This is a genomic window from Pseudoduganella danionis (genome assembly GCF_009720775.1).
GTDB classification, from domain to species: Bacteria; Pseudomonadota; Gammaproteobacteria; order Burkholderiales; family Burkholderiaceae_D; genus Rugamonas; species Rugamonas danionis.
Map to the genome: position 1 here is coordinate 1,311,045 of NZ_WNKW01000001.1, position 25,927 is coordinate 1,336,971.

At 62.9% G+C, this 25,927-nt stretch carries 22 protein-coding genes; 12 read left to right on the forward strand and 10 right to left on the reverse strand.

The window, feature by feature from the left end:
• Positions 1-66 precede the first annotated feature (66 nt).
• Positions 67-3,537, forward strand: a complete 3,471-nt coding sequence (locus GM655_RS23175; RefSeq protein WP_155433591.1) for a response regulator — start codon at positions 67-69, stop codon at positions 3,535-3,537.
• A 41-nt stretch (positions 3,538-3,578) separates the two neighbouring features.
• On the opposite strand, the gene GM655_RS05665 is transcribed toward GM655_RS23175, so the two are convergent.
• On the reverse strand, positions 3,579-4,991 hold the full coding sequence (locus tag GM655_RS05665; RefSeq protein ID WP_155433592.1) for a M16 family metallopeptidase: 1,413 nt from the start codon (positions 4,989-4,991) through the stop codon (positions 3,579-3,581).
• Positions 4,992-6,305 carry a M16 family metallopeptidase gene (locus GM655_RS05670; protein ID WP_155433593.1) on the reverse strand — a complete coding sequence of 438 codons (1,314 nt, stop codon included), beginning with the start codon at positions 6,303-6,305 and terminating at the stop codon, positions 4,992-4,994.
• A 117-nt stretch (positions 6,306-6,422) separates the two neighbouring features.
• On the opposite strand from GM655_RS05670, the gene GM655_RS05675 reads away from it, so the two are divergent.
• Entirely contained in the window at positions 6,423-6,902 is a 480-nt protein-coding gene (locus GM655_RS05675; protein WP_371866713.1) for an acyl-CoA thioesterase, read from the forward strand.
• A gap of 11 nt (positions 6,903-6,913) precedes the next feature.
• Here the strand turns inward: GM655_RS05675 and GM655_RS05680 are convergent, their stop codons facing one another.
• Positions 6,914-7,663, reverse strand: coding sequence for a spermine/spermidine synthase domain-containing protein (locus GM655_RS05680; RefSeq protein WP_308807395.1), 750 nt, complete (start codon positions 7,661-7,663; stop codon positions 6,914-6,916).
• 178 nt (positions 7,664-7,841) lie between these two features.
• On the opposite strand from GM655_RS05680, the gene GM655_RS05685 reads away from it, so the two are divergent.
• The 9 genes from GM655_RS05685 to fdhD all read left to right on the forward strand — a co-directional run bounded on the left by GM655_RS05685 (position 7,842) and on the right by fdhD (position 17,281).
• Positions 7,842-8,117, forward strand: coding sequence for a hypothetical protein (locus GM655_RS05685; RefSeq protein WP_155434154.1), 276 nt, complete (start codon positions 7,842-7,844; stop codon positions 8,115-8,117).
• Positions 8,118-8,139: 22 nt separating this feature from the next.
• Positions 8,140-9,306 (forward strand): GGDEF domain-containing protein, encoded by a 1,167-nt coding sequence (locus tag GM655_RS05690; RefSeq protein ID WP_155433594.1) that lies wholly within the window; start codon positions 8,140-8,142, stop codon positions 9,304-9,306.
• Positions 9,307-9,441: 135 nt separating this feature from the next.
• Entirely contained in the window at positions 9,442-10,896 is a 1,455-nt protein-coding gene (locus GM655_RS05695) for a Ppx/GppA phosphatase family protein (RefSeq protein WP_155433595.1), read from the forward strand.
• 13 nt (positions 10,897-10,909) lie between these two features.
• A complete protein-coding gene (locus GM655_RS05700) occupies positions 10,910-11,692 on the forward strand; it encodes a substrate-binding periplasmic protein (RefSeq protein WP_155433596.1) in 783 nt (260 codons plus the stop codon).
• Positions 11,693-11,696: 4 nt separating this feature from the next.
• Complete coding sequence (locus tag GM655_RS05705) at positions 11,697-14,327, forward strand: hybrid sensor histidine kinase/response regulator (protein ID WP_229632378.1); 2,631 nt, start codon at positions 11,697-11,699, stop codon at positions 14,325-14,327.
• 2 nt (positions 14,328-14,329) lie between these two features.
• Positions 14,330-14,707 carry a response regulator gene (locus GM655_RS05710; RefSeq protein WP_155433597.1) on the forward strand — a complete coding sequence of 126 codons (378 nt, stop codon included), beginning with the start codon at positions 14,330-14,332 and terminating at the stop codon, positions 14,705-14,707.
• 63 nt (positions 14,708-14,770) lie between these two features.
• On the forward strand, positions 14,771-15,418 hold the full coding sequence (locus GM655_RS05715) for a hypothetical protein (protein ID WP_229632379.1): 648 nt from the start codon (positions 14,771-14,773) through the stop codon (positions 15,416-15,418).
• A 198-nt stretch (positions 15,419-15,616) separates the two neighbouring features.
• On the forward strand, positions 15,617-16,381 hold the full coding sequence (locus GM655_RS05720; RefSeq protein WP_155433598.1) for a GNAT family N-acetyltransferase: 765 nt from the start codon (positions 15,617-15,619) through the stop codon (positions 16,379-16,381).
• Positions 16,382-16,468: 87 nt separating this feature from the next.
• Complete coding sequence (gene fdhD / locus GM655_RS05725; RefSeq protein WP_155433599.1) at positions 16,469-17,281, forward strand: formate dehydrogenase accessory sulfurtransferase FdhD; 813 nt, start codon at positions 16,469-16,471, stop codon at positions 17,279-17,281.
• A 12-nt stretch (positions 17,282-17,293) separates the two neighbouring features.
• Here fdhD and GM655_RS05730 read toward each other — a convergent pair whose 3' ends face one another.
• Together GM655_RS05730 and GM655_RS05735 are read right to left on the reverse strand one after the other, a co-directional pair.
• Positions 17,294-19,615 (reverse strand): FdhF/YdeP family oxidoreductase, encoded by a 2,322-nt coding sequence (locus GM655_RS05730; protein ID WP_155433600.1) that lies wholly within the window; start codon positions 19,613-19,615, stop codon positions 17,294-17,296.
• Positions 19,616-19,679: 64 nt separating this feature from the next.
• Positions 19,680-20,471, reverse strand: a complete 792-nt coding sequence (locus GM655_RS05735; protein ID WP_155433601.1) for a transporter substrate-binding domain-containing protein — start codon at positions 20,469-20,471, stop codon at positions 19,680-19,682.
• A gap of 91 nt (positions 20,472-20,562) precedes the next feature.
• On the opposite strand from GM655_RS05735, the gene GM655_RS05740 reads away from it, so the two are divergent.
• A complete protein-coding gene (locus GM655_RS05740) occupies positions 20,563-21,156 on the forward strand; it encodes a YdeI/OmpD-associated family protein (protein ID WP_155433602.1) in 594 nt (197 codons plus the stop codon).
• Between the two features lie 127 nt (positions 21,157-21,283).
• Here the strand turns inward: GM655_RS05740 and GM655_RS05745 are convergent, their stop codons facing one another.
• The 5 genes from GM655_RS05745 to GM655_RS05765 all read right to left on the reverse strand — a co-directional run bounded on the left by GM655_RS05745 (position 21,284) and on the right by GM655_RS05765 (position 25,800).
• Positions 21,284-21,571 (reverse strand): hypothetical protein, encoded by a 288-nt coding sequence (locus GM655_RS05745; protein WP_155433603.1) that lies wholly within the window; start codon positions 21,569-21,571, stop codon positions 21,284-21,286.
• Between the two features lie 177 nt (positions 21,572-21,748).
• Positions 21,749-22,432, reverse strand: a complete 684-nt coding sequence (locus tag GM655_RS05750; protein ID WP_155433604.1) for an ABC transporter ATP-binding protein — start codon at positions 22,430-22,432, stop codon at positions 21,749-21,751.
• A gap of 15 nt (positions 22,433-22,447) precedes the next feature.
• Positions 22,448-23,239, reverse strand: coding sequence for a phosphonate ABC transporter, permease protein PhnE (gene phnE, locus GM655_RS05755; protein WP_155433605.1), 792 nt, complete (start codon positions 23,237-23,239; stop codon positions 22,448-22,450).
• Entirely contained in the window at positions 23,236-24,069 is an 834-nt protein-coding gene (locus tag GM655_RS05760; protein ID WP_155433606.1) for a PhnE/PtxC family ABC transporter permease, read from the reverse strand. The genes phnE and GM655_RS05760 overlap by 4 nt, the downstream gene beginning before the upstream one ends.
• Positions 24,070-24,198: 129 nt before the next feature.
• Positions 24,199-25,800, reverse strand: coding sequence for a cytochrome C (locus tag GM655_RS05765; protein ID WP_155433607.1), 1,602 nt, complete (start codon positions 25,798-25,800; stop codon positions 24,199-24,201).
• Positions 25,801-25,927 lie beyond the last annotated feature (127 nt).

The window sequence follows — 25,927 nt, forward strand, 5'->3', positions numbered from 1 at the left end:
AAGCTGTCACAGCAGCGTTTTTTTTGCGGTAATGTTACGTTATACCGATAAAAATAGCTGCTGGATATGAAATTACATACGCTGCAGAAGTTCCGCAAACTGTTTGGCATCCTGGTCGCCGCCGTGGCGCTGGTGCTGGTTGTGGTAGCAGTATTTGTAGCGCATGTTTTGCAGGAAAGCCGCGAGCGTTACTACGCCAATGCGGGGGCCACGGCCCACAATCTGGCCATCTCGCTGGAAAACTTCCTCCAGTCCCATTTCGAAGAAGTCGATCTGGCCATGCGCCGCGCCGATGTCGAGTTCCGCAATATGCAGCTCGAACATCGTTACAGCGACGAGAAGTTCAGTGCCTATCTGCGCACGCTGCGCGAGCGCATCCCGAATGCGCAGGCGGTGCGCGGCTCGAATGCCGCAGGCAAGGTGATTTTCGGCGAGCAGATCGACCTGTCGCGGCCGCAGGACCTGACTATCCGCGAATTCTTCCAGCGCGCCAAGGCCGAGCACGAGCTGATCATCTCCATTCCCGTCAAGTCGCGCATCAGCGGCGAATGGGTGCTGCCCATGGCTTATCCGCTGACGGCGGCCGATGGCAGTTTCGGCGGCACCGTGTATGCGCTGATGAATAGCGACCGCCTGACCGAGCTGTTCTCGTCGCTGAATGTGGGGCCGAATGGTTCCATCCTGCTGCTCGACGACCGCCGCCGCGTGCTGCACCGCTACCCGTTTGTCGACGATATGCAGTTTGGCGCCACCATACCGGTGGCGCCCCAGACGCGCGCCATCCTGGAAGGCAAGCAGCGCGGCACCACCTATAACGTGGTCAGCCCGCACGACGGGCGTGAGCGTGCGCTCAGCATCGAACGCGTGGGCAGTTATCCGATCGCCATCCTGGTCGGCCTGGCCAGCGAAGACTTCCTGCAACCCTGGCACCGCGAAGTGCGCAATGCCTTGTTATTCCTGGGCGTGGTGGCTGGCATCGTGGTGCTGCTGCTGCTGGCCAGTGTGTGGTATTCCATGCAGCGCCATTACCAGTCGCTTTCGCGGCTGGTGGATACGGATCTGGCCTTGCAGGGTTCGCTGACCCAGTTGCAGGCCTCGGAAGCGCGCTGGCGTTCGCTGGCCGAAGGCTTGCCGCAAATGGTGTGGACGGTGACGCCCGAGCTCAGAGTCGATTTCATGAGCCAGCACTGGGAGCGCTTCAGCGCCGTGCCGTCGGCCCAGCTGATAGAGGCAGGCAGTTGGGCGCCCGTGCTGCATCCGGACGATCGCGCTGTGTTGCTGGCCGAATGGCAGCGCGCTGCCGCCGCCGGCGACGAGTTCCGCTGCGATTGCCGCTTGCGCCGCCACGACGGCGCGTGGCGCATCTTTGATAACCATGCGCTGCCGCGCAAGAATGCGGCCGGGGTGATTCTGGGCTGGGTCGGCAGTAGCACTGACTGCACGGAAGCGCGCGCAGCCCATGTGGCGCTGCTGCAGGCCAAGGAAGAAGCGGTGCAGGCAGGCCGCGCCAAATCCGATTTCGTCGCCAATATGAGCCATGAAATCCGTTCGCCCATGAATGCCGTGCTGGGCATGCTGCAACTGCTGCAGCAAACGGAAATGAGCGAACGCCAGTGCGACTATGTGGCCAAGGCGCATGCGGCGGCCAGTGCGCTACTGGGCTTGCTCAACGATGTGCTGGACTTCTCCAAAGTGGAAGCGGGCAAGCTGGAACTCGATCCCCACCCGTTCCGGCTCGATAAGCTGTGGCGCGATCTGGCCGTGATCCTGTCGGCCAATGTGGGCAACAAGGATATCGAAGTACTGTTCCGCATCGACCCCGCGCTGCCGCAGATGGTGGTGGCCGATGCGCTGCGCCTGCAGCAGATCCTGCTCAACCTGGCCGGCAATGCCATCAAATTTACTGCCCATGGCGAAGTGGTACTGTCCGCCACGCTGAAGGAAAGCAGCGCGCAAGGCTTGAGCATAGGCTTTTCCATCCGCGATAGCGGCATCGGTATCTCGGCCGAACAATGCCAGTATATTTTCGACGGCTTTGCCCAGGCCGAAGCCTCCACTGCGCGGCGCTATGGCGGCACGGGACTGGGGCTGGCCATCAGCCAGCGCCTGGTGCAGCTAATGGGCGGCAGCCTGCGGGTGGAAAGCACGCTGGGGCAGGGCAGCGTGTTCGAATTCGAGCTGCCGGTGCAGAAAGTACAGCAGGAGCCGGCCGTGCCGGCCGAGCTGGCGCCGGCCAGCCTGCCGCTGCAGGATATGCAATGTCTGGTGGTGGATGATAACGAAGTGGCGCGCACGGTATTGAGCGAGATGGCGCGTTCCTTTGGCTGGCAGGTCGAGGTGGCGGCCAGTGGCCAGCAAGCGCTGGCCGCCATCGAAGCACGGCTGGCGCAGCAGCGCAGCTACGACGTGGTGTTCATCGACTGGCGCATGCCGGGGCTGGATGGCTGGGAAACCAGCTGCGCGATTCGCCAGATGGCCACGCCGGGCAAGATGCCGCTGATCGTGATGGTGACGGCGCATGACCGCGAACTGCTGGCGCAGCGCCACCAGAATCTGGCGCCCGTGCTGGATGGCTTTGTGGTCAAGCCGGTCACGGCCTCGATGCTGTTCGATGCCGTGGCAGATGCCCGGCTTGGGCGGCGCCCGCCGCTGGCTGCCGTGGCCGTGCCGGCCATGCATCGCCTGCAGGGGCTGCGCCTGCTGCTGGTGGATGACAATCCGGCCAACCAGCAAGTGGCCAGCGAATTGCTCAGTAACGATGGCGCCCATGTGGTGGTGGCCAGTTCCGGGCCGATGGCGATAGCCGCGGTGACGGACGGCAGCCCGCTGCCCGATCTGATACTGATGGATATACAAATGCCGGAGATGGATGGCTATCAGGCCACGCGCGCCATTCAGGCCTGGCTGGGCGCGGCCGCGCCGCCTATCGTCGCGATGACGGCCAATGCCATGGCGGCCGACCGCCAGGCCGCACTGGCAGCGGGCATGGTGGACCATGTGGGCAAGCCTTTCGATCTGTCGCAACTGATTTCCGTGATCCTCAATCACACCCGCCCGCAGAGCATGGTGCTGGCCAGCCTGCTGGCTGGCGATACGGCTGCCAGCAGCCTCGCAGCCCAGCCGGTAGCTGGCGAGGCGGCCGGCTACGGCGGCACCATCGCGCCCGACCATGCGCTGGCACCGGCGCCGGGCATACGCTATGAAGCGGCCATCAAGCGGCTGGGCGGCATGCAGTCAGTATATGTGGCCACGCTGCGCGGATTTATTTCGGAAGGCCCAAGACTGGCGGCTTTGCTGGGGGCGGCGACGCAGGCGGCCGATATGGCGGCCGCCATGCCGGCCCTGCACACACTCAAAGGGCTGGCCGGCACGGTGGGGGCCGAGCGCCTGCAGGCGCTGGCACAGACGGCCGAACTGCTGCTGCATGAAGAGGCCAGTACACCGTTCTGGGCCCAGTTGGCGCGCGTGCTGGAAGCCACAACACCTGTGCTGGCAGAAGTGGAAGAACTGCTGGCGCGGCTCGAAAGCACCGTCTAGCCGCAACGGCGCGACGCCGGCGCCGTTGCGGTGGTCCGCGCTCAGGGCTGGAAGCCGTCTGCGCTGATCTGCAATTCCGTCACTTCGCCATAGCTGGCCGCCGTCGCGCGGATGGCATCGGCTTTACCGATCAGCAGGGTCTGCAGCTTCAGGCGCGGGAAGTGGGCATCCACCAGCTGCTTGGCGCGCTGCGGCGTCAGGCTGTCGACATCGCGCATGAAGTTGTCGATCTGTGCGCGGCCCACATCTGCCGCATACATCTCGCCGAGCAGGCCGGCCAGCTGTTCGCCCGTTTCGTAGCGCGGCGGGAACTGGCCTTTGACATAGGCTTTGGCCGATTCCAGCGTGGCCGCATCGATGCCCTTGGTCCACAGCCGCTGGTAAGTCTGATTGGCCAGCTCCAGTGCCGCCGCAGTCTTGGGCAGCGCCGTGAAGCTGGACATGGCAAACGTGCCGGTCTGCGACAGCGTGGCAAATTCGCTCCGTGCGCCATAGGTCAGGCCGGAGTTGACGCGCAGCTCGTCGTTGAGCCAGGACGTGAAGCGGCCACCGACGATGGTGTTGAGCACCTGCAGCGGCACGTAGTCGGGATCGTTACGGGCGATGCCCACGCCGCCTATCATGAAGGTGGTTTCGATGGCATCAGGCTTGTTGACCAGCCAGACGCGCGCACGGTCGGCCTGCACTTTGCCATAGTCGGGCGTAGGCAGGGCCGGGCCGCTGGCCTGCCAGTTGCCGAACAGGCTCGCAAGCTGGGCGCGCATGGCCGCCGTATCGAAATCGCCCACCACGATGATGGCGGCATTGTCGGGCCGGTAGTAGCGCTGGTAGTACTGCTGCACGTCGCTCTGGTTCAGCGCCGCGACGCTCTGCACGGTGCCGCCAGCCGGCTGGCCATACGGCGTGGCGCCGAACAGCATGGCGCGGTAGTACTGGTTGACCACATTGCGCGGCGATTCCTTGGCCTGCTTCAGGCCATTCACTTTGCGCGCGCGCAGCTTGGCCAGTTCGGCGGCATCGAAGCCGGGCTGCTGGATGATTTCGGCGAACAGCGGCAGCAGGGTGGCGCTGTCCTGCTTGGCGAAGTTGGCCTGCACGGTGCTCGATTCCGTGCCGGCACCGCCGGCCAAACGGGCGCCGCGGAAGTCGAAAGCCTGATCGATTTCAGCCTTGCTGTGGCTGCGGCTGCCCAGCAGCAGCGCATCGCCCGTCAGATTGGACAGGCCGGCCTGCGCGCCATCCTGCACGGCACCGGCCTTGATCACGGCGCGCACAGATATCAGCGGCACTTCATGGCGCTCCATCAGGTAGAGCGTCAGGCCGCTGGGCAGCTTGACGGTTTCGAACTGCGGCAGGCGGAATTCGGCGCCATGGGCGCTGCTGGCGGCGAGTGCGATGGCGCCTGCCACGGCAGCGACGGCAGGGCGCAGGGTGTGTTTGAACGTGTGATGCATTTAGTCCTCCCGGGCGGCCAGTACACCGACCGTGCGTTGTGATTTTTTCAGATAGCGTGCGGCCACCGTCTGGATGTCGGCCGGGGTCAGGTTCTGGTAGGCGGCCGGCACATCGAACAGCTTTTTATAGTCGCCGAACAGCACTTCGTAATTGCCCAGTTGCTGGGCCTTGCCGTTGATGGTTTCCAGCGCGCGGTAGTAATTGAGCAGCTTCTGGTTCTTCACCTTTTGCAGCTCGTCGGCCGTCACACCGTTCTGCACCAGCTCATTGACGGCGGCCAGCGTGGCCTGTTCCAGCTGGGCCGGTGTGACATTGGCTGCGGCGACGGCGGAGATGTACAGCAGGCCGGGATCGAAGCCTTCCATGCTGCTGGCGCCTACCTGTGTGGCGAGCTGCTGCTCGACCAGCGCACGGTAGAGGCGCGAGGTCTTGCCTTCGCCGAGCAGGCTTTGCAGCACTTCCAGCGCGTAGTAGTCGGCGTGATTGGCTTGCGGGATTTTATAGGCCAGCACCAGATTGGCCGAGGTGGCCGATTCCTTGGCGACGAACACGCGGCGTTCGCCTTTCTGCTCGGGCTCCACCGTGCGCACGGCAGGCGGCAGGGCACGTGCCGGGATGGCGCCGAAATAGCGCGTTGCCAGCTTCTTCACGGCGTCGGCCTTGACGTCGCCGACGATTACGGCCACTGCATTATTCGGCGCGTAGTAGGTGGTGAAATAGCGCTGCAGGTCTTCCTGGGTCCATGCCTTGATATCCGATTCGTTGCCGATCACCGACCACGAGTAGGGATGGGCGCGGAAGGCCACGCCGTTGATCTCTTCCTGCAGCATGCGCATATTGGAGTTCTCCAGCCCCGTGCTGCGTTCGGATAGCACCACCCCGCGTTCGCTGGCGACCATTTTCGGATCGATATTCAGGTGGGCGATGCGGTCGCTTTCCAGCGTGAAGATGGTTTCCAGCGAACTGGCGGGGAACCAGTCCTGATACACCGTCAGGTCATTGCTGGTGTAGGCATTGTTGGAGCCGCCCTTGGCTTCCATGGTGCGGTCGAAGGCTTTGGGGCCGAAATTCTTCGAGCCGTTGAACATCATGTGTTCGAAGAAGTGCGACAGCCCCGTAATGCCGGGCGCTTCGTTGCGCGAGCCGACCTTCCAGAAGGTGTACATATTCGCATTGGGGATGGTGTGCGATTCCAGCACGATGAACTTCATGCCGTTGGCCAGCGTGAAGGTGTGCACTTCGCCGGCGCTCAGCGCATGGGCGGCGGAGGATAGGCCCAGCATGACGCTGGCGGCCAGAACTTTCCATTTCATACGGGACTCCTGAAAGCGTGAAGCGCAAAGCATACGCCAAAACTTGAAGGTTTTGATAACTAATTGCCGAGCCGGCGTATAACCGCTAGCATGGCGCAAACAACTATGGAGCTGGGAATGGAAAAACCGATGAGCTGGAGTGCCCATGAACTCACCATGACGGTGCTGATGACACCCGACATGGCCAATTTTTCCGGCAATGTCCACGGCGGTACCATCCTCAAATTCCTCGATAGCGTGGCTTATGCCTGCGCCAGCCGCTATTCGGGCAGTTATGTGGTGACGCTGTCGGTGGATCAGGTGATGTTCTTGCAGCCCATCCATGTGGGCGAGCTGGTAACTTTCCTCGCCTCGATCAATTACACGGGCCGTACTTCGATGGAAGTGGGGATACGCGTGGTGACGGAGAATATCCAGCAGCGGCTGGTGCGCCATGCGAATAGCTGCTATTTCACCATGGTGGCCGTGGACGAGCAGCGCAAGCCGGTGGAAGTGCCCGTGCTGCAGCCCGAGACGGAAGTGCAGAAAGCCCGCTGGGATCAGGCCCTGCTGCGCAAGCAGGCGCGCCAGATGGTGCACGGCGCGCGTAAAAAATAGCGCGGCGCCGACTAGAGCCGCGCGGGGCGGCCCCGTTCGAGCCGGCGTACCACCCAGTGCGCCAGCAGGCGATTGAGCGCGCCGAAGGCAAACAGGGTGCTGCGCTGCACGCGACGCAGCATGCCCAGTGCCGGCGTGGCCTGTTTGCCTGCCACGGCAAACAGCAGATGGTTGTTGCCGGCGATGCCATGGAAGCGGCATAGCTGGCCGTCGAAGGCGGCGTTGAGGCGCATGCGCATATCGGTATAGGCCGGATCGTAGCTGAAGATATTCGCCACCAGCACGCCGCCGGGGCGCAGCACGCGGCGGCAATGGCGGTAGAAGCTGTTGCTGCCCAGCGCGGGCGGCAGGCCCAGTTCATCGAAGCCGTCGATCAGCAGCACGTCGGCCAACTCCTCGCAGCGTTTCAGATAATCGCTGGCATCGGCGTGGATGATGCGCAGGCGCGCATCATCGGGCGGTATGGCAAACTGCTCGCGCAGGGCGATCACATCGGCACGCAGTTCCAGCACCGTGATGCGGCTGTGCGGCAGGTAGCGGTGGCAGAACTTGACCAGCGAACCGCCGCCCAGCCCCACCATCAGGATGTGGGCAGGCTGTGGCTGGAACAGCACAAAGCACATCATGGCGCGCGGATAGGCCAGCACTAGCTGGTCCGGATCGGATAGCCGCATCTCGCTTTGTATCATGCCGGGCGCGAATTCCAGCGTGCGGGTATTGCCACGGGTGCGCACCAGTGGCGGGTCAGCAGGTAAACTCAAGATGGCCAGGCGTCGGAATCGGGCGAAAAATCTGCCGTACAAAGACGGTCGTCGCGCCACCAGGAGTGTCGCTTGAGAGCTAGTGTAGACGACATTGCATTTACAGATGGAAAAATTGTATGTACATTGACGTTAGATTAAGCCAGCCATCTGGGCGGCACTACTGGAGAGTATGACGATGTTTCTCGATCACCCTACGCTGACCGCCACCAACAGCTTTACCGAACCGGATCGTCTCGAGCGCCTGACCCGTGTCTACGGCTACGTGGTGGCGCTGGCCGACATGGCCGGCAAACAGGCTTTTATCGAAAAGGTCAGCCAGCTGCATGACCACAAGGGCACGCTGATCGTGTTCTGGCACGACGCGCCGACGGAAGATGAAAAAGCCTTCTTCGGCCAGGCCTGGGCCAGCAAAGTGGGTGACGGCACCCAGAGCGTGGAACACGAAGTCTGATCAGGGTATCGACCAGTAGTTCATGGATATCAAGACTCTGGTGCTGGCGCTAGCGCTGGGCAATTTCAGCCTGTGCGCGGCGCTGTTCTTCTACCAGCAGCAGGCAGGCCGCAGCGCCCCCTCGGCCAGTCTGCGTAGCTGGCGCATCGCGCGCCAGTTGCAGGCCGTCGCATGGGGCTTGCTGTATCTGCGCGGCGCGCTGCCTGATTTCCTCACCATTCCGTTTGCTTACGCAGTGCTGTTCAGCGGCTTCGCCTTTGACGCTTCGGCGTGGTGGGAGCTGGCCGGACGGCGCGTGTGGCGGCGCTATCTGCTGCCTGCACTGGGCGTTTCCATCGGCCTGTTCACGGGCGCCTGGCTGCTCGATATCCCGGCCGGCGACCGCATCGGCATCGCTGCGCTGGTGGCCGGCTTCTTCGCGCTGGCCAGCGCCGGTGCACTGGGACGCGGCTGGCGCCGCGGCACGCTGCTGCGCCGCTATCTGGTGCTGTCGACCCTGAGCCTGACGCTGGTGGTGCTGCTGCGCGGCGTGCTGGCGGTGCTGCTGCCCGATGGCGCCGAATGGCTCAGCCCTGCGCTGGTGCAGGCAGCCGGCATCGTGGCACTGTATCTGCTCACCTTTGGCAATGTGTTCGGCTATCTGCTGCTCAGCCGCGAACAGCAGGAGAGCGAACTGGCGCGGCTGGAAGTGGCCGACCCGCTGACGGACGTGCCGAACCGGCGCGGCTTCTATCAGGCGCTGGCGCCATGGATAGCGCTGGCACGCCGCCCCGGCCAGCCTACGGCGCTGATCCTGCTGAAGTTCGATGATTTCAAACGCATCAATGAACACTATGGCCACCCGGTCGGTGATCTGGTGCTCAAGGCGCTGGTGGAAGTGTGCCAGAAGCAGTTGCGCGACAGCGATCTGATGGGCCGCATGGGCGGCGCCGAATTTGCCATCCAGTTGCCGCGCACGGGGCAGGAAGATGCCTGCATGGTGGCCGAGCGTATCCGACTGGCCATCGCCGCGCTGCCCGTCAAGGCCGGCAAGGCCGTGATCAATATGACCGCCAGCCTTGGTGTCACCACCATCCGGCCTGACGATGCGGCCGTGAGCCTGTTCAAACGCGCCGACGAAGCGCTGCAGCAAGCCAAGCGGGAAGGGCGCAACCGCGTGGTGGCGGCCGACAGCACACCGGAAGTCTGAAGTACTATTATCAAGTTGTCATTAAGCCGTCACAAACAGCGCTTATCGTGATCTATAATCATGTAAATCGTTTAGTTTGATTTCAGCCTAATCTGGCATGAATCTGATACCCAGTTCCGGGAGAGACTTCCAAATATGTATGCAGCTGTAGATCTGGGTTCGAATAGCTTCCGTCTTCATATCGGCAAGCATGATGGCGAGGCCATACGGGTACTTAAAAGCGTGCGCGAGCCTATCCGGCTGGCCGCAGGTCTGGATGAGCAGGGCAACCTGACGCCGGCCGCCATGCAGACTGCCCTCAACTGTCTGAAAAATTTCCGCAGCGTGCTGGCGGCCTACAAGCTCGATGCCGTGCGGGTGGTTGCCACCTCGGCCATGCGGGTGGCACGCAATAGCGCAGCCTTCTTGCCGCAGGCCGAACTGGCCATAGGCTATCCGATCGAAATTATCTCGGGTGAGGAAGAGGGCCGCCTGATCTACATGGGCGTGGCGAATGCGCTGGCCACACCGGGCGAGCGCCGGCTGGTGATCGACATCGGCGGCGGTTCGACCGAGCTGATACTCGGACGCGGACAGGAAATCGAAAAAGTCGAATCGTTCAGCGTCGGCACGGTGAAACAGAGCTTGTCGTTCTTCATTGGCGGCCGCGTCGATGCGGCGTCGTTCGAGGCCGCCATCCTGTCGGCACGCAGTCATTTCGAAGATGCGGCGCCGCCTTACCACCCGCAATACTGGAAGCAGTGCTACGGTTCGTCCGGCACGGCGCGCACCATCGCCGACATCATTATCAAGAACGGCATAGGCAAGGAAGTCAACGGCACTACCCTGAGTGCGCTGAAACAACGCTTTATCGAATTCGGCCATGTCAGCAAGATCGATATGCCGGGCTTGCGGCCGGACCGCGCCGGCACCATCATCGGCGGTCTGGCGATTCTGATCGGGCTGGTGCGCGAGCTGGATATTCCCGTTGTACAGCCTATCGAAGCGGGCCTGCGCATGGGCGTGATGTGGGATTTGCACCTGCGTTCCACCAAGCGCGACCGGCGCGAACAGTCGGTGCTCGATTGCGTGCAGCGCTTCCATTGCGACGAGCGGCGTGCCAACCGCGTGGCCGATGATGCGCTGGCCCTGTACGCCCAGACCAAGCCTGCCAGCGATCAGTACACGCGCCACTTGTACTGGAGCGCGCTGCTGCACGAAATGGGCATGGTGGTATCGCATACGGGTTACCACAAGCATGCCGCCTACATGATAGAAAACGCCGACCTGCCCGGCTTTACGGCACGCGAGCAGAAAACCATGGCGCGCCTGATCGTGGCGCACAAGGGCAATCTGCGCAAGGTGGCCGAAGCGCTCAACGAGCCCGACTTCGTCAAGGCAGTGGTGGCCCTGCGGCTGGCCGTACTGTTCATGCACTCGCGTATGGATGTCGATTTCAGCCAGATCAAGCTGCGTGTCAAGAGCCGCATTGAACTGGAATTGCGCCGTAGCTGGATCAGCGAACATCCCACGCTGTCATACTGGTTGGAGAAGGAACAGGAGCAGTGGGACGAAGTTGGGGTAGACTTCAGCTTGCGTAGTACGACTTGAAGCGGAGACGGAGATGAATAGCACAGGCCTGCGTAGCGTTGCCATCGGATTGCTGATGGCGCTGCTGCTGGCTCCCGCTACGGCGGCGGAGCGGCGCGAGCCTTTGCGCCTGTGCTTCGAGCAGACCAATGTGCTGCCATGGCGCACCGAGTCCGGTGCCGGCTTGAATTTCGCGCTGCTCAATATGGTCGAACAGCGCCTCAATCTGCGTTTCGAGTATCAGAGCATACCGTGGAAGCGCTGTCTGGCCCAGCTCAAGGCGAATGCGGTCGATGGCGCTTTTGCCGTCAGCTACAAGCCGGACCGGCGCGAACTGGGCGAATATCCGGGCGGGCAGGTAATCGATGCCAGCAAGCGTATGCATATTGATAGCTACATGGTGCTGCGCCGTAAAGGCAGCAAAGTGGAGTGGGACGGCAAGAGCTTCCGCAATCTGCAAGGCGCGGTGGGCTTCCAGCTCGGGTATTCGGTGGGCGATGTGCTGCGCGGGCTGAATGTGGAAGTGGACGAAGGCAGCCAGCGCGCCGATGAACTGGCGCGCAAGCTGATCGCCGGACGGGTGGCTGCGGCGGCCGTGGGCGGCAGCGATGCACATAGCCTGATGCACGGCCCGCTGGCTGGGCAGCTCGAGCAACTGCCCATCCCCATCATCGAAAAGCCGTATTTTCTGATACTCTCGCACGGGCTGGTCGCGGCCGACCCGCAACTGGCCGAGCGCATCTGGCGCACGGTGGAGGAAGTGCGTAACAGCCCCGCTTACCGCAAGCTGGAGGCGGCAGAAGGAGCCCGTCATTGATCCATTGAACGACCCTCACGCTGGCTTGCTGGTACGCATACAGCGCCTTTGGCGGCGCAATATCCTGCTGCGTCTGGGCGTCGGGATTTTTCTCGCAGTAGCGCTGTCCACGGCGGTCTACACCACCTACATCATGCGCTCGCTCAGCGCCGAGGCCGAGCAGAACCTGCAGGAACGCGCCGAGCGGCTCGCCGCCGTGCTGTCGCAGGCACTGGCGCGGCCGCTGTTCGACATCAATAGTGCGGCCATCAACAGTGTGGTCGATGCATCCGGTGCCACGCCGGAAGTACTGGTGCTGCGTGTGCTGGCGCCAAACGGCACGGAAGTGGCCAGCTATGTTTCGCCCACCGATGTGCCGGTAGCAGCCATCAAGGTGCACCGCGATATCAGCTTCAGCGATGCGCGCCGCAGTTATGCGGTGGGCTCTATCGATCTGGCGTTTTCGCGCGAGCAGATCGACCGCGACCTGCGCCGGCAGATTTTTAATACGGTGGCGGCCAACCTGCTGCTGGCGCTGGCCATTGTGGTATCGATTTTTCTGGTGGGGCGGCGCGCAGCGCGGCCATTTGCCGATATCCAGACCAGTCTCGAGAAGCTGACGCGCGGCGAGACCGATATCAAGCTCTCGGGCATAGACCGGGAAGATCAGGTGGGGCGCTTGTCCGGTGCCGTGCTGCGCTTCCGCGATGCGCTGACTCGCGTGCGCGATGCCGAGCGCGAACTGCGTGACCTGAATAGCGTGCTGGAAGAGCGCATAGCCACCCGCACCCGTGAACTGACCGAATCCATGCAGCGCCTTGGCGATAGTCAGGCCAAGCTGCAGACCATCGTCGATACGGCGCTCGATGCCGTGGTGCGCATGGACTTGAGCGGAAATATCGTCGGCTGGAATACTCAGGCCGAACGCACTTTCGGCTGGAGTCGCGAAGAAGTCATGGGCATGTCGCTGGACCAGACCATCATTCCACAGCGCTTCCGCTATGAGCACCGGCGTGGCATGCAGCGCCTGGCCGCCGGCAATAGCGTGACGCGGGTACTGGATGCGCGCATTGAAGTAGTGGCCCTGCGCCGCAATGGCGATGAATTCCCGATCGAACTGGCGATTACCAAAGTGCGTTCGGATGGCGAGCATAGTTACGAGTTTTGCGCCTTCATCCGCGACATCAGCGACCGGCGTGAGCGCGAACAGAAGCTGCTCAATGCGAACGTGATGGCGGAAGCGGCGAATATCGCCAAGTCCGAATTCCTCGCCAATATGAGCCACGAAATCCGCACGCCCATGAGTGCGGTGATCGGCATGGCCTATCTGGCGCTGCGCACGGAGATGACGCCCAAGCAGCACGACTACATCACCAAGATCCACCGCGCCGCGCTGTCGCTGCTGGGCATCATCAACGATATCCTGGACTTCTCCAAGATCGAGGCTGGCCGGCTGGAAGTGGAGCAGATTCCCTTCCTGCTCGATGATGTGCTGAGCAACGTCTCCAGCGTGACCACCCAGCGCGCCAGCGACAAACACCTGCGCTATCTGGTGACGACGGCCGACGATGTGCCGCGCTATCTGGTGGGCGATCCGCTGCGGCTGGGGCAGGTGCTGATCAATCTGGCCAATAATGCCGTCAAATTTACCGAACAGGGCGAGCTGGAACTGCACTGCCAGCTGGCGCCGGGCAAGGCGCCGGACGGCATGGTGCGGCTGCGCTTCTCCGTGCGCGACACGGGCATAGGCATGACGGCCCAGCAGAAGGGCCGGCTGTTCCGTGCATTCAGCCAGGCCAACGGCTCGACCACGCGCAATTACGGTGGCACGGGGCTGGGCCTGTCGATTTCGCAGCAACTGGTGCGCCTGATGGGCGGGAATATCGAAGTCGAGAGCCGGCCCGGCTTCGGTTCGACCTTCTATTTTGATCTGCAGCTGGCCCGCTCCGATGCGGCGGCACTCTCGGTGCAGGCCGTGCTGCATCAGGGCGCGGTGGCTGATCTGCCGCTAGAAACCAGCGAGCGGCGCACTGCGCGGGTGCTGCTAGCCGAGGATAGCCCCGTCAATCAGTATGTCACGCGCGAGCTGCTCGAGCTGCAAGGGTTGCAGGTCGATGCGGTGGCTAACGGACAGGAAGCACTTGACCGGCTGAAAAAGGTGGGGCCGCAGGGCTATGATCTGGTGCTGATGGATCTGGCCATGCCGGTGATGGATGGTCACGAAGCTACCCGATTGCTGCGGCAGGACAAGCGCTTTGACGAATTGCCGCTGATCGCGGTGACGTCGCGCGCACTGGCGGGCATGCAGGCGCGCTGCATCGAGGAAGGCATGCAGGACTACATCACCAAGCCTATCGATCCGCAGCGTCTGTACGGCGTGCTGTCACGCTGGCTGGGTATGTCGATCAGGGTGATACCGCCGCTGCCGCCGCGCGATGACAAGCTGGTCGTCGCAGGCGATGCGCGCCAGGCCGCTGCCGGCCTGCGCAAGCTGCTGGCCGAATTCAGCGGCGAAAGCGGCGACTATTTCGAGCGGGTGCGGCCCGCGCTGGCGACCTTGCTGACGCCGGTGCAAATGAGCCGGCTGGCCGATTACATGGAACATTATCAATTTGAAGCTGCCGCCAAGCTGCTGGCAGTGCTAGACGGAGAGTGAGCATGAGCGCGAGCCCGCAGCGGAAAACGGTACTGATCGTCGACGATACGCCGGACAATATTACGCTGCTGGCTGGCCTGCTCAAGGATCAGTACAACACCAAGGTGGCGACCAGCGGCGCGACGGCGCTGCAGATCGTGGCCAGTTCGCAGGTCGATCTGATCCTGCTCGACATCATGATGCCCGAAATGGATGGCTATGAAACCTGTCGCCGGCTGAAGGCCGATCCGGCTAGCAGTGCCATCCCGGTGATCTTCCTTACGGCGAAAAGCCAGCCCGAAGATGAAGCGCTGGGACGCAGTGTGGGCGCGGTGGAATTCCTGCGCAAGCCGGTCAGTCCGCCCGTGCTGTTCGGTCACGTCGCGGCAAATTTGCGGTAATTCAAGCAACAATGACATAAATAGTATATATTGTTTATAGTATTAACATCATCTGGAGCAGGTATGAATAAATCCGTGAATGGCACCGTCGGCAGCAAGACGCCGGTCGCTGCGAAAACCACCGTTGCCCGTGCTGCTGCTAAGCCGGCTGCCAAGGCTGCGCCGAAAGCTGCAGCCAAGCCGGCCACTAAGCCGGCCACTAAGCCAGTCGCCAAGGCGGTTGCCAAGCCGGTAGCGGCCAAGGTTGCGGCCAAGCCGGCCAGCAAGGCAGCACCGAAAGCAGCAGTCAAAGCACCAGCCAAGACGGCCGTGAAAGCGCCCGCCAAGGCTGTCAATAAAGCACCTGCCAAAGCAGCGCTGAAGGCAGCCAAGCCGGCCGGCAAGGCACCGGTAGTTAAAGCCGTGAAAAAGCCAGTGGTCAAGCCGGTCGCCAAGCCAGCCGCCAAGCCGGTAACTGCGCCTGCGCTGGATGCGTCCAAGGACAAGGCACGCAAGGAAAAGCTGGTGCGCGATAGCTTCACCATGCCCGAGCAGGAATACGCTGTGCTGGGTCACGTCAAGAAAGCCTGCCTGAAAGCTGGTTTCGAAATCAAGAAGAGCGAACTGCTGCGCATCGGCGTTGCGCTGATCAGCCAGATCGATCTGGCCACGCTGCAGAACGTGCTGGCCAGCCTGCCGCAACTGAAGACGGGCCGTCCGAAGAAAATCTGATATGCGGCCCCGGCTTATCAGTCCGGGGCGGATATGCGGGTTTCAGCCCGGGGGGCAGGTCTGCGCGGCAGATCCTGCCTCTCTTTTTTTGCGGATACGCCACGATTTGATGCATGTCATGCAACTGACATGGCTATGTCATGTTCCTGAAGTATTCCCCCGTTACGCTTGCTTCGTCTCCCACAGAAAGGATGAAGCATGCAAACTTCGATCATACAAGCCGACGTCCGAGCAGCGTCCGGCAAGCTGGTACTCAGTATGGCAAGCACACCGGAGGAGCTGCGCGAGGTTCAGCGCCTGCGCTACAAGGTGTTCATCGAAACCCTGGGCCTGACATCGCTGATGCGCGAGGACGGCCTCGATTGCGACGAGTTCGACGAGCATTGCGATCACCTCATCGTACGCGATAGCGCCAGCCTGAAAGTGGTGGGTACTTACCGCCTGCTCAGCGCCGCGCGCGCGCGCAAGCTGGGCCGCGTGTATTCGGAAGGCGAATTCGATCTGGGCCGCCTGAACCATCTGCGCGGCCGCATGGTGGAAGCTGGCCGCGCCTGCATCCATCCTGATTACCGTGGCGGCAGTGTGATCATGCTGTTGTGGTCCGGCCTGGCCGAATACATGCGCCGCGAGAACTGCGACTACCTGATAGGCTGCGCCAGTATCAGTCTGGCCGATGGCGGCCACAATGCCGTCGCCGTGTACCAGCAACTGGCGGCCAGTTACATGGCACCGTCGGAATACCGCGTCACGCCGCACCTGCCATTCCCGTTCTCCAAGCTCGAAGCGGCGCAGAAGCCGCAAGTGCCAGCGCTGCTGAAAGGCTATATGCGTTCGGGCGCATGGATCTGCGGCGAGCCGGCATGGGATCCTGATTTCGAAAGCGCCGACCTGTTCCTGCTGCTGCCGCTGGCGAATCTGGACAACCGCTATGCGCGCCACTACGGCGTGAACGGCGAAGCCTGATTCCGCGCGTGGTCCGGGCCGCGCCAGACTGCCTTTCCCAGCCGCGCCGTGTAGAATAAGCCGCAGTGCTTATCGACCGGAGCGGGAATGAAGTTTGAAACAGGGGTAGACCAGACTGGCGCGCAGCAACGTGCCGTGCGGCGTCACAGGCTGGCGCAGGCGCCGCAGGCGCTGGATGACAGCGTGGCCGAAGAAGCGCCGGTGGCGCTGGTATTTAACGGCATCTCCCATGCCGTGATGATGGTGACGCCACGCCAGCTTGAAGCATTTGCGCTGGGTTTCGCGCTTACCGAAGGCCTGATCACGCAGGCTGCCGATGTCTACGATATCGAAGTCAAGTCCCACTCCGGCAGTCTCGAAGTTGCCCTTACCGTGTCTCAGCAGGCGTTCCATGGCCTCAAGCAGCAGCGCCGCTCGATGGCGGGGCGCAGCGGCTGCGGCGTGTGTGGACTGGAAAGCCTGGAGCAGATCGACCTGTACCCCGAACCAATCAGCACGGCGCCGTTGCATGACGATGCGGCGCTGGCCGCTGCCGTGGTCAATGCAGTGGCGCAGTTCGGCCAGCATCAGCAACTGATGCGTGTATCGGGCGGGGTGCATGCGGCCGGCTGGTGCGATGCGGCCGGCAATGTGCTGCAAGTGTGCGAGGATGTGGGCCGCCACAATGCACTCGACAAATTGATAGGGGTGCTGGCCGCTGCCGGTGTGGATATGCGACGCGGCTTTGTGTTCATGTCCAGCCGCGCCAGCTACGAGCTGGTACGCAAGGTGGCGCGTATGCAGATTCCTCTGCTGGCCACCATCTCGGCACCGAGCACGCTGGCCATCGATGTCGCCAGCCGCGCTGGCGTCAAGCTGGTGAGCTTCTGCCGCCAGGATGCCTGCGTCGAGTACACCTGAAGGCGTGACCCTTTATTCGGCCGCTTCCTGCAGCGCCGAGCGCTGCAGCAGCACAGGAATGGATTTGGCCGTTGGCGTGCCGGCACCATCGGCCGTGCTGTGCAAAGGCAGCAGCGCATTCGTTTCGGGGAAGTAGGCGCCCAGACAGCCGCGCGGAATATCGTATTCCACCAGCAGGAAGCGTTCGGCGCGCCGTTCGATACCATCTTCCCACACGCTTTGCAGGTCCACATATTCGCCGCGCTGCAGGCCTAGCATGGCCAGATCGTCGCGCTGGATGAACAGCACGCGGCGCAGGCCGAACACGCCGCGGTAGCGGTCATCGAGGCCGTAGATGGTGGTGTTGTACTGGTCGTGGGAACGGGCCGTCATCAGCACCATCAGGCGTTCGCCATGGATGGCGCGGGCGCGGTGTATGGGCGTATCCAGATCAAGCGGGTGTATCAGAAACTGGGCTTTGCCGCTGGCCGTGCGCCACTCGCGCTGGCGCGATGCCACCGTGAGATGGAAGCCGCCCGGCTGCGCCACGCGCGCATTGAAGTCGTGGAAGTCGTCGAACACGCGGGCGATGGCGTCGCGGATGCGGCCATAGTCGGCCGCATAGCCTAGCCAGTCCACCTTGCTGCTGCCCAGCGTGGCATGGGCCAGTTGTGCCACGATCATGGTCTCCGACAGCAGATCGCTGGAAGCGGGCGTGTTCTGGCCATACGACAGGTGCACCATGCTCATCGAATCTTCAACCGTGACGCCCTGTGGCACGCCATTTTGCAAGTCGATTTCCGTGCGTCCCAGCGTGGGCAGCAGCAGCGCGGCCTTGCCGTGCACCAGATGGCTGCGATTGAGTTTGGTAGCGACGTGTACGGTGAGCTCGCACGCGCGCAGCGCAGCGAATGTCAGCGGGGTATCGGGTGTGGCCATGGCAAAGTTGCCGCCTAGCGCGATGAAGACTTTGACTTTGCCGTCCAGCATGGCCTGTATGCTGTCCACCGTGTCGTAGCCATGGTGGCGCGGTGGCGCGAAATCGAACACCTGCTGCAGACGGTCGAGGAAGGCGGTCGTGGGCTTGTCTTCTATGCCCATGGTACGGTCGCCCTGCACGTTCGAGTGGCCGCGTACGGGGCACAGGCCGGCGCCACGGCGGCCGATATTCCCGCGCATCATCATCAGATTGGACAGCATCTGGATGGTGCTGACAGCGCCCTTGTGCTGGGTCAGACCCATGCCCCAGGTGCTGATCACGTTGGCGCTGCGGCAGTAGATATCCGTGAGCTGGTCGATCTGTGCACGCGGCACGCCCGATTCTTGCAGCAGCGCAGACCACGGTTGCTCGCGTATCTCGTCGGCGAAGGCGGCAAAGCCGCTGGTATGGTCGGCGATGAAAGCATGGTCGAGCAGGCTGGCGGCACCGCGGGCCAGCGCTGCATCGTCGAGTTCCAGCAGGCGCTTGGCCACGCCTTTGATCAGTGCGAAGTCGCCGCCCAGGCGCGGCTGGATGAACAGCGAGCTGATCGTGGTGCTGCCATTGCCCAGCATTTCGCTGGGGTGGGTGGGGCTGGTGAAGCGCTCCAGCCCACGCTCGCGTAGCGGATTGATGGAGACGATGGTGGCGCCGCGCCGGGCGCAGGCGCGTAGCTCGCCCAGCATGCGCGGGTGGTTGGTGGCCGGATTCTGGCCGAAGATGAACAGCGCGTCGGCATGCTCGAAATCCTCCAGCGTGACCGTGCCTTTGCCCACGCCCACGGTGCCGGGCAGGCCGCGGCTGGTGGGTTCGTGGCACAGGTTGGAGCAGTCGGGGAAGTTATTGGTGCCGTACATGCGCACGAATAGCTGGAACAGGAAGGCTGCTTCGTTGGCGGTGCGGCCCGAGGTATAGAAGGTGGCCTGATCGGGATCGGGCAGGGCGCGCAGATGTTCGGCCATGATGCCGAAGGCGCGTTCCCAACTGATGGGCCGGTAATGGTCGCTGGCACTATCGTATTCCATCGGTGTGGTCAGGCGGCCATGCTGTTCCAGTTCATAGTCCGATTGCTGCAGCAGCGCGCTGACGCTGTGGGCCGCGAAGAATTCGGGGCGTACGCGTTTGCTGGTGGCTTCCGCTGCGACGGCCTTGACGCCGTTCTCGCAGAAGGCAAAGCTGGCGCCGGCGGCGCGGTCCGGCCAGGCGCAGCCGGGGCAGTCGAAGCCGCCGGGCTGGTTCTGGCTAAGCAGGGCTCTGGTATGGCCGGCGCTGACTTTTTCGCGCACCAGATTGACGGCGACCTGCTTCACTGCACCCCAGCCTGCGGCGGCGTGCGGGTAGGGCTGTATGCGTCCGGGCGCTTTGTTGTTGGGCATCGGCGAGTTCCATGTTTTCCGTTGTGCGGAGTATAGAGCAGATTGCCCGGCTTGCGGCGCGACCTTAGGGTTTGAGCAGCTCGTCGATGGCCTTGCGCTGCTGCGCCAAATAGAGCGGGCTGCGGCGCAGGCGGCCTATGGTATCCCACAGTTTTTCGATCAGCTGCGTGTGTGCCTCGTAGTACGCTGGTGAGATGGCCAGGTAGTAGTTCTCGTCGAGGAAGGGGGCAGGCAGCATTTCGATTTTGCCGGCAAACGGGGGCAGCATCAGCAACTGTGCACCATGGATTTCCAGCGCTACGGCGACATCGGCCCGGCCGGCCAGCATTTTCTGGAAGTTGGCCAGCATGGTGCGGCCATTGGCATCGATAGGCACGTTGAGTGCCTGCAGTTTTTCGCGCGGCATCACTGTGCCGAACGGCGTCAACACGGGCGTATTCAGGCGTGCAAAGCGTACCCCGTCCCAATCGACACTGCTGCCTACGCGGCGGAATACCATGGTGCGACCGCTCGCCACGGCATGCCCCGTTTCGATTTCTCCCCGTTGCAGCGGGTAGCGGAATTCGGCTGCCAGCGTGGGGATGAAGGGCGCGGCGGGGAAGGCATCTGCGCTGCCCGTGCGTACCAGTTCACGACAGCGTGCCAGCGGTGCGGGCTGATAGATCAGGGTGATGTCGAGTTCCTGCGCGGCCATGCGGATCAGTAGGTCCGCCGTGCCCTGACCATCCGGCGTGATAAACGGCAGCACGGCGCTTTCCATGGTGCAGACGCGCAGCGTGACGGCCTGCGCCGGCGACAGCAGCCAGAGCGCCAGAGTCAGTGCTAGCAGTAGTGCAGGCAGACGGGAATGGTGCATAAGCTTCTCCGCGAGGGGGTACTGACATTCTACCGTTGCGCGCATGACTTTTGGTATATTGATGCCTTCCGCCAACATGAAAGTGTCTTTTATGCCGACGCCAGATCCCCGCGTAGATGCGTATATCGCTCAAGCGGCGCCATTTGCCCAGACCATATTGAAGCATTTGCGCGCTGTCGTGCACGAGGCTTGCCCCGAGGTGGAAGAGACCATGAAGTGGAGCTTCCCGCATTTTATGTACAAGGGCATGTTGTGCAGCATGGCGGCCTTCAAGGCCCATTGCGCACTGAATTTCTGGAAGGCTGAACTGCTGATGGGCGATGCCGCCCAGCGCGATGCGATGGGCCAGTTCGGCCGCATCACGGCGCTGGAAGACCTGCCGCCCGTCGCGCAGCTGCAGGCCTATCTGCGGCAGGCCATGCAGCTCAATGATGAAGGCATAGCGCCGGTGCGCACCCGCACTGCGCGCAGCAGCACGGTGACCGTGCCCGACGATCTGCAGGACGCGCTGGCACAGCTACCGGCAGCGCAGCAGCATTTCGCCGCCTTTAGCCCCAGCAAGCAGCGCGACTATATCGAATGGCTGGAGGAAGCCAAGACGGCAGCGACCCGTACGCGCAGGCGCGAACAGGCGGTGGCATGGATAGCCGAAGGCAAAGCACGCAACTGGAAATACGAAAAATAGTGGAGGCGAGAGCGGCGGATGTGGCAGGGAGGGAGTCGTTCAGCAGGGTTTGGGCTGTACGTTGTTACTACTGAGGGCGCCGGGTACCGCATGCCGGCGCCTGGCATGGCACTAGCAGCAGCGCTGTTTAGTGCATAGAAGCGGTCGACAGGTCTTTCAATTCCCGTATGCTGATGTCCGACTTTTCATGCATACGCAGCAAAATGGTCGCCCCCACGGTGAGCTTGCGGTGACGAATCTTGCTGATAATCGGAGGTTGCACCTCCAAAACTCGGCAGAGTTCTGCGTCGTTTTTCAGGTTCATCTTTTCGATCAAAGTATCAAGCAGCTTGTTCGGGACGAAACTGGATGGTTCCAGAGCCCGAGCACGATTCATGGCTTCGATCAGTTCCAGCTTTTTTTGCCGTACGTTCATGATTGCTCCTCCTTTGCTCAAAACGTAAATCAAAGATGACGTTTCCTGGCAGGGCTAGCGCCCACACTCTTATCTGAATGCGGAGCGCTACTCAACATTCTTGATAACCATGCAAGTTAGGCAAATCATACTACGCCGCGTGACGAAAGGCACGATTTGACAAATAAATTAGCTTGTTTATTGGTCAAATAGCTTGACGTTTGTTGTTTCTTGTATGCCAATCTTTGATAAATGAAGGATTTTGTCGCTTTTTGCGGCAGCAGAGTGGGCGTGCGTCACCATAATCGCACAAGCACCCGTAGCCTTGATCTCGCGCTGTAGCAGTTCGAGGATGCTGTGTGCCGTGTCCGGATCGAGGTTGCCGGTCGGTTCATCCGCCAGCACCAGTGCCGGACGGTGCACCAGTGCGCGCGCGATGGCTACGCGCTGCATTTCGCCGCCCGATAGCTGGTGCGGGAAGTCGTGATCGCGCCCGCTCAGCCCCACGGCGGCCAGCATCTCGCTGGCCGCCGCTGTGGGCAGGCCGTTCAGCAGCAGGGGCAGGGCCACGTTCTGCACCAGGGTCAGGTGGGGCAGTACGTGGAAGGCTTGAAAAATAAAGCCCATGCGCTGGCGCCGCAAACGGGTGGCGGCATCGTCATCGAGGCTGGCCAGCGCCACGCCATCGACCATGATGGCATCGGCAGGGCAGCTGGCATCGGGCGTATCGAGGCCGGCGATCAGATTCAGCAGGGTGGATTTGCCGACCCCGGAATCGCCCATGATGGCGACGAATTCGCCGGCCTTGAAGTGCCAGCTCACGTCGTTCAGCACAGTGCGGCCATTGCCGTAGGTCTTACTCAGGTGACGCAGTTCTAGCATAGGGGGTTCAGCCTATTATCGGGTCAGGGCGCGGCGCAATGCGAAGCTGACGCCATCGACCATGGCCACCAGCAGCAGCATGGCGAGGATGACGGTGGCGGCGGACTGCATCTGGAACAGCGACAGGTGGTATTTCAGCATCTGCCCCAGCCCGCCGGCGCCCACCACGCCGAGGATGGCAGCGGCACGGATATTGTTCTCCCAGCGGTACAGGGTGTAGGACAGCATCTGCGGCAAGGTTTGCGGCAGGGTGGCGTAGAAGAAGGCCACGCTGGCGCTGGCGCCGTTGGTGCGCAGGGTCTGTTCCGGCAGGGGCGCGGCATTTTCCAGCGCATCGGCAAACAGCCGCCCCAGCACGCCGGCCGTGTGCGCGGCCAGTGCCAGCGTGCCGCCGAACGGCCCCAAACCGGCAGCGATCAGCAGGATGGCAGCCCACACCAGCTCCGGTATCGAGCGCAGGACATTGAGCATGGCGCGCATGGCCGCGCGTGCCGTGCGTCCCATGCGGCCGGAAGCGGGCAGCGAGAACAACAGCGCTGCCGCCACGGCCAGCAAGGTGCCCAGTGCTGACATGGCCATGGTTTCGATGGCGGCCCAGCCGGTCTTGATCAGGAAGGGCGTAGCCAGTTCCGGCGGCGCGAAGCCGGCCAGCAGTTCCAGCACGCTGCGCACGGCATCGAGAGTAAAGAATTCGCGCCATTTGAGCGGCAGCGAGGTAAAGCTGGCGACGATTAGCAGCAGCACCAGCAGCATCAGGCTGATGACGGTCCAGTCGCGTGCTGGGGGCGGGGGCAGGCGATGTTTCATCCTAGTCGGCGGCGTAAGGTTTTGGAGAACAGGTCGGCCAGCGCCACCAGTGCCACGAACACCAGCAGCATAGCGCTGACTTCGGCACCGGCCAGCATTTTCATCGATTCGTCCATGCGCTGGCCCAGACCGCCGGCACCGACAAAGCCCATCACTACCGAGCCGCGGATCGCGCATTCCCAGCGGTACACGGTGTACGACATTAGTTCGGCCGCCGCTTCCGGCAGTGCGCCGTACAGCAGCGCGGCCAGCCGCCCGCTGCCATTGACCAGCAGCGCATGGCTGGCGCGCGCGTCGGATGATTCAAGAATTTCTGCGTACACCTTGCCCAGCATGCCGCAGTAGGTGAGGGCGATGGCCAGCACGCCGGCGGTGGGGCCGAGGCCGATGATGCGCACGAAGATCAGCGCCCACACTAGTTCCGGTACGCTGCGCAGCACCACCATTTTCCAGCGCACCAACTGGCGCACGGCGCGTGCCAGCGCATGCATGCGTCCCGTACCCAGGCGCGAGATGGACAGTTGTTCGTTGATGATGAGGGTGGCGGGGATGGCGCCTATCAGGGCCAGCGTCAGGCCGGCCGTGGCGATGGCCACGGTCTGCCAGGTCTGCTCGGCCAGCATCAGCAGAAATTCGCTGCCGTGCGCCGGTACCAGAAAGTCGGCCAGAAAACGGCCGGTGGCGCTCAGGCTCTGCCAGTCCAGCAGCAGCCACGGTTTAAATTCCGTCACCACCAGCATGGGCCACAGCAGGATCAGCGCCACCACGCTGGCGGCGATGCGGCCGCGCCATGCGGGATCGGGGTGAGGGCTGGTGAGCGTGCTGGTCATCGGGCGGGTTATCGTTGCTATCGGCGCTAGCGGCGCCATCGGTTAGTCTGCCGCTATGATAGCAAAGAACCCTGCGGCGCAGAGGCTGGCGCGGCGCGCCAGCCTCTGCGCCGCTGCGCGGGCGCGCAGTTACAGCGCTTTGAGGAAGGCGGCCAGATCGGCCGCCTCCTGCGCCGTGTAGCCGATATTGAAGCGGGTGTCGTAAAACTTCACCAGCTGTTCTATGCTGGCGGCCGAACCATCGTGGAAGTAGGGCGAACGTGATTCCAGTCCGCGCAGGCTGGGCACCTTGAAGCGGGCTATATCCTTCCACTTCCCGCTCAGCATGGCGGCGCCCGGGTCGCTCACGGCAATGGTTTCGCCGGTGGCACTGTTACGCAGGGTGTACAGCGGCAGATCGGCCGTGCGCCGGCTGGCAGCGGCCACGCCTGTGTTGAACATGCGCGCGACCGACTGCGAGCCTATGCCCGGTGCGTCATGGCAACTGGTGCAGCTGCCCCGTGCCAGCGGGCGGCGCAGTTCGTCGTTGAAGCCGGCCACGCCGCTGATGTTGAAGCCCTTGTTGTTGAAGATCTGCTCGCCGCGGGCAATGGCGGCGCGCGCTACATCGGTGGCGCCAGGCGGCACGGGCGGGCGGCCGCGCTGGGGCGGTGCCTGCGGCCGGTCCAGATTGCGCCACGCGCCGAACAGGGTGATCACATCGCGGCTGAAGGGGGCGCTAGTCTGGTAGTCGCCCGCATCGAGATCGTTGATGCCGAAGTAGTAGGCGGTCTGCGACAGCGCCAGCGGCCCGCCCAGTGCACCGGCCGCCGTCAGGCTGCCGGCGCTGGCAGAATTGATCTGGGCGGTGAACAGGGTCTGTTCGAAGTCGACGATGGCGCGCTGCTGGGCGGCGCTCAGGTCGCGTGCTGCCTCGGCATGGCCGCGCACGGCGTCGTTGGCCTGATGTAGCAGGCTGCTGTCTATGCTGGCAAAGCAGAGGGTGGGACGCACATTGCGCAGGCAGTTGGCGCCCGTGCTGGCGCTGGCCGTTTCGCGGCTATCCCACATCACGCTACTGAGAAATTTCAGGTTGGTGGTGGGCAGCGGACGGCGGAACAGCGACAGTTCGGTAGCGCTGGCATAGTGGTACGGGTCATCCACGCTGGCGAGCGTGAATTCGGCAGCGGCAGGCAGGCGCAGGCCGACCCGTATCAGGCCTTTGCCCAGTAGCAGCGCATAGGCCAGGCGTTTCTGTTCCAGCGTGGTGGTGGGCGCCAGCGGCGAGACGGCGCCATCGACGCTGCGGAACACGGGATCAAGGCCGGCGCTGCTGTTAAAACGGGCGGCCAGCTTGTCCGGCCCTATGCTCCAGCCGTTGTCGGGCTGGTGGCAGCTGGCGCAGCTACGGCCATTGCCCATGGCTAGAAAGAAGGGATTGCTGCTATCGATGCTGCCCGTGCTGCTGATGGTCAGCGCGCTGCCGGCTTCGTTGCTGACTGGCTGCAGCGCATCGATGGCCTGTGAGGTCGCCAGCGAGGTGGCCAGCACGGTAGCCGCTGTCGTGGCACCAGCTTGTGTGGCAGCTCCTTGTGCGGCAGCGCTGCCGGCCGTACCGGCGCCCTGCAGCACGCGCGTGCTGGTGGTGGTGCTGGCCGTATCGACGCTGCCGCCACCGCAGGCAACCAGCAGGGTGGCGCTGAGCAGGCTGGCGGCCAGGGGTGCCAGAGGCAGTTGCTGAAGTTGGCGCATGGTGGTCTCCCTTGTGGTTTGGTTGATGGCGCCAGCTTGGGGGCCAAATGTGCAGGAAAAATGCACGATGCATTTTCTGTTGCTCAAAAACACCATCCATGCACACAGGGCGGCGCATCCACAATTC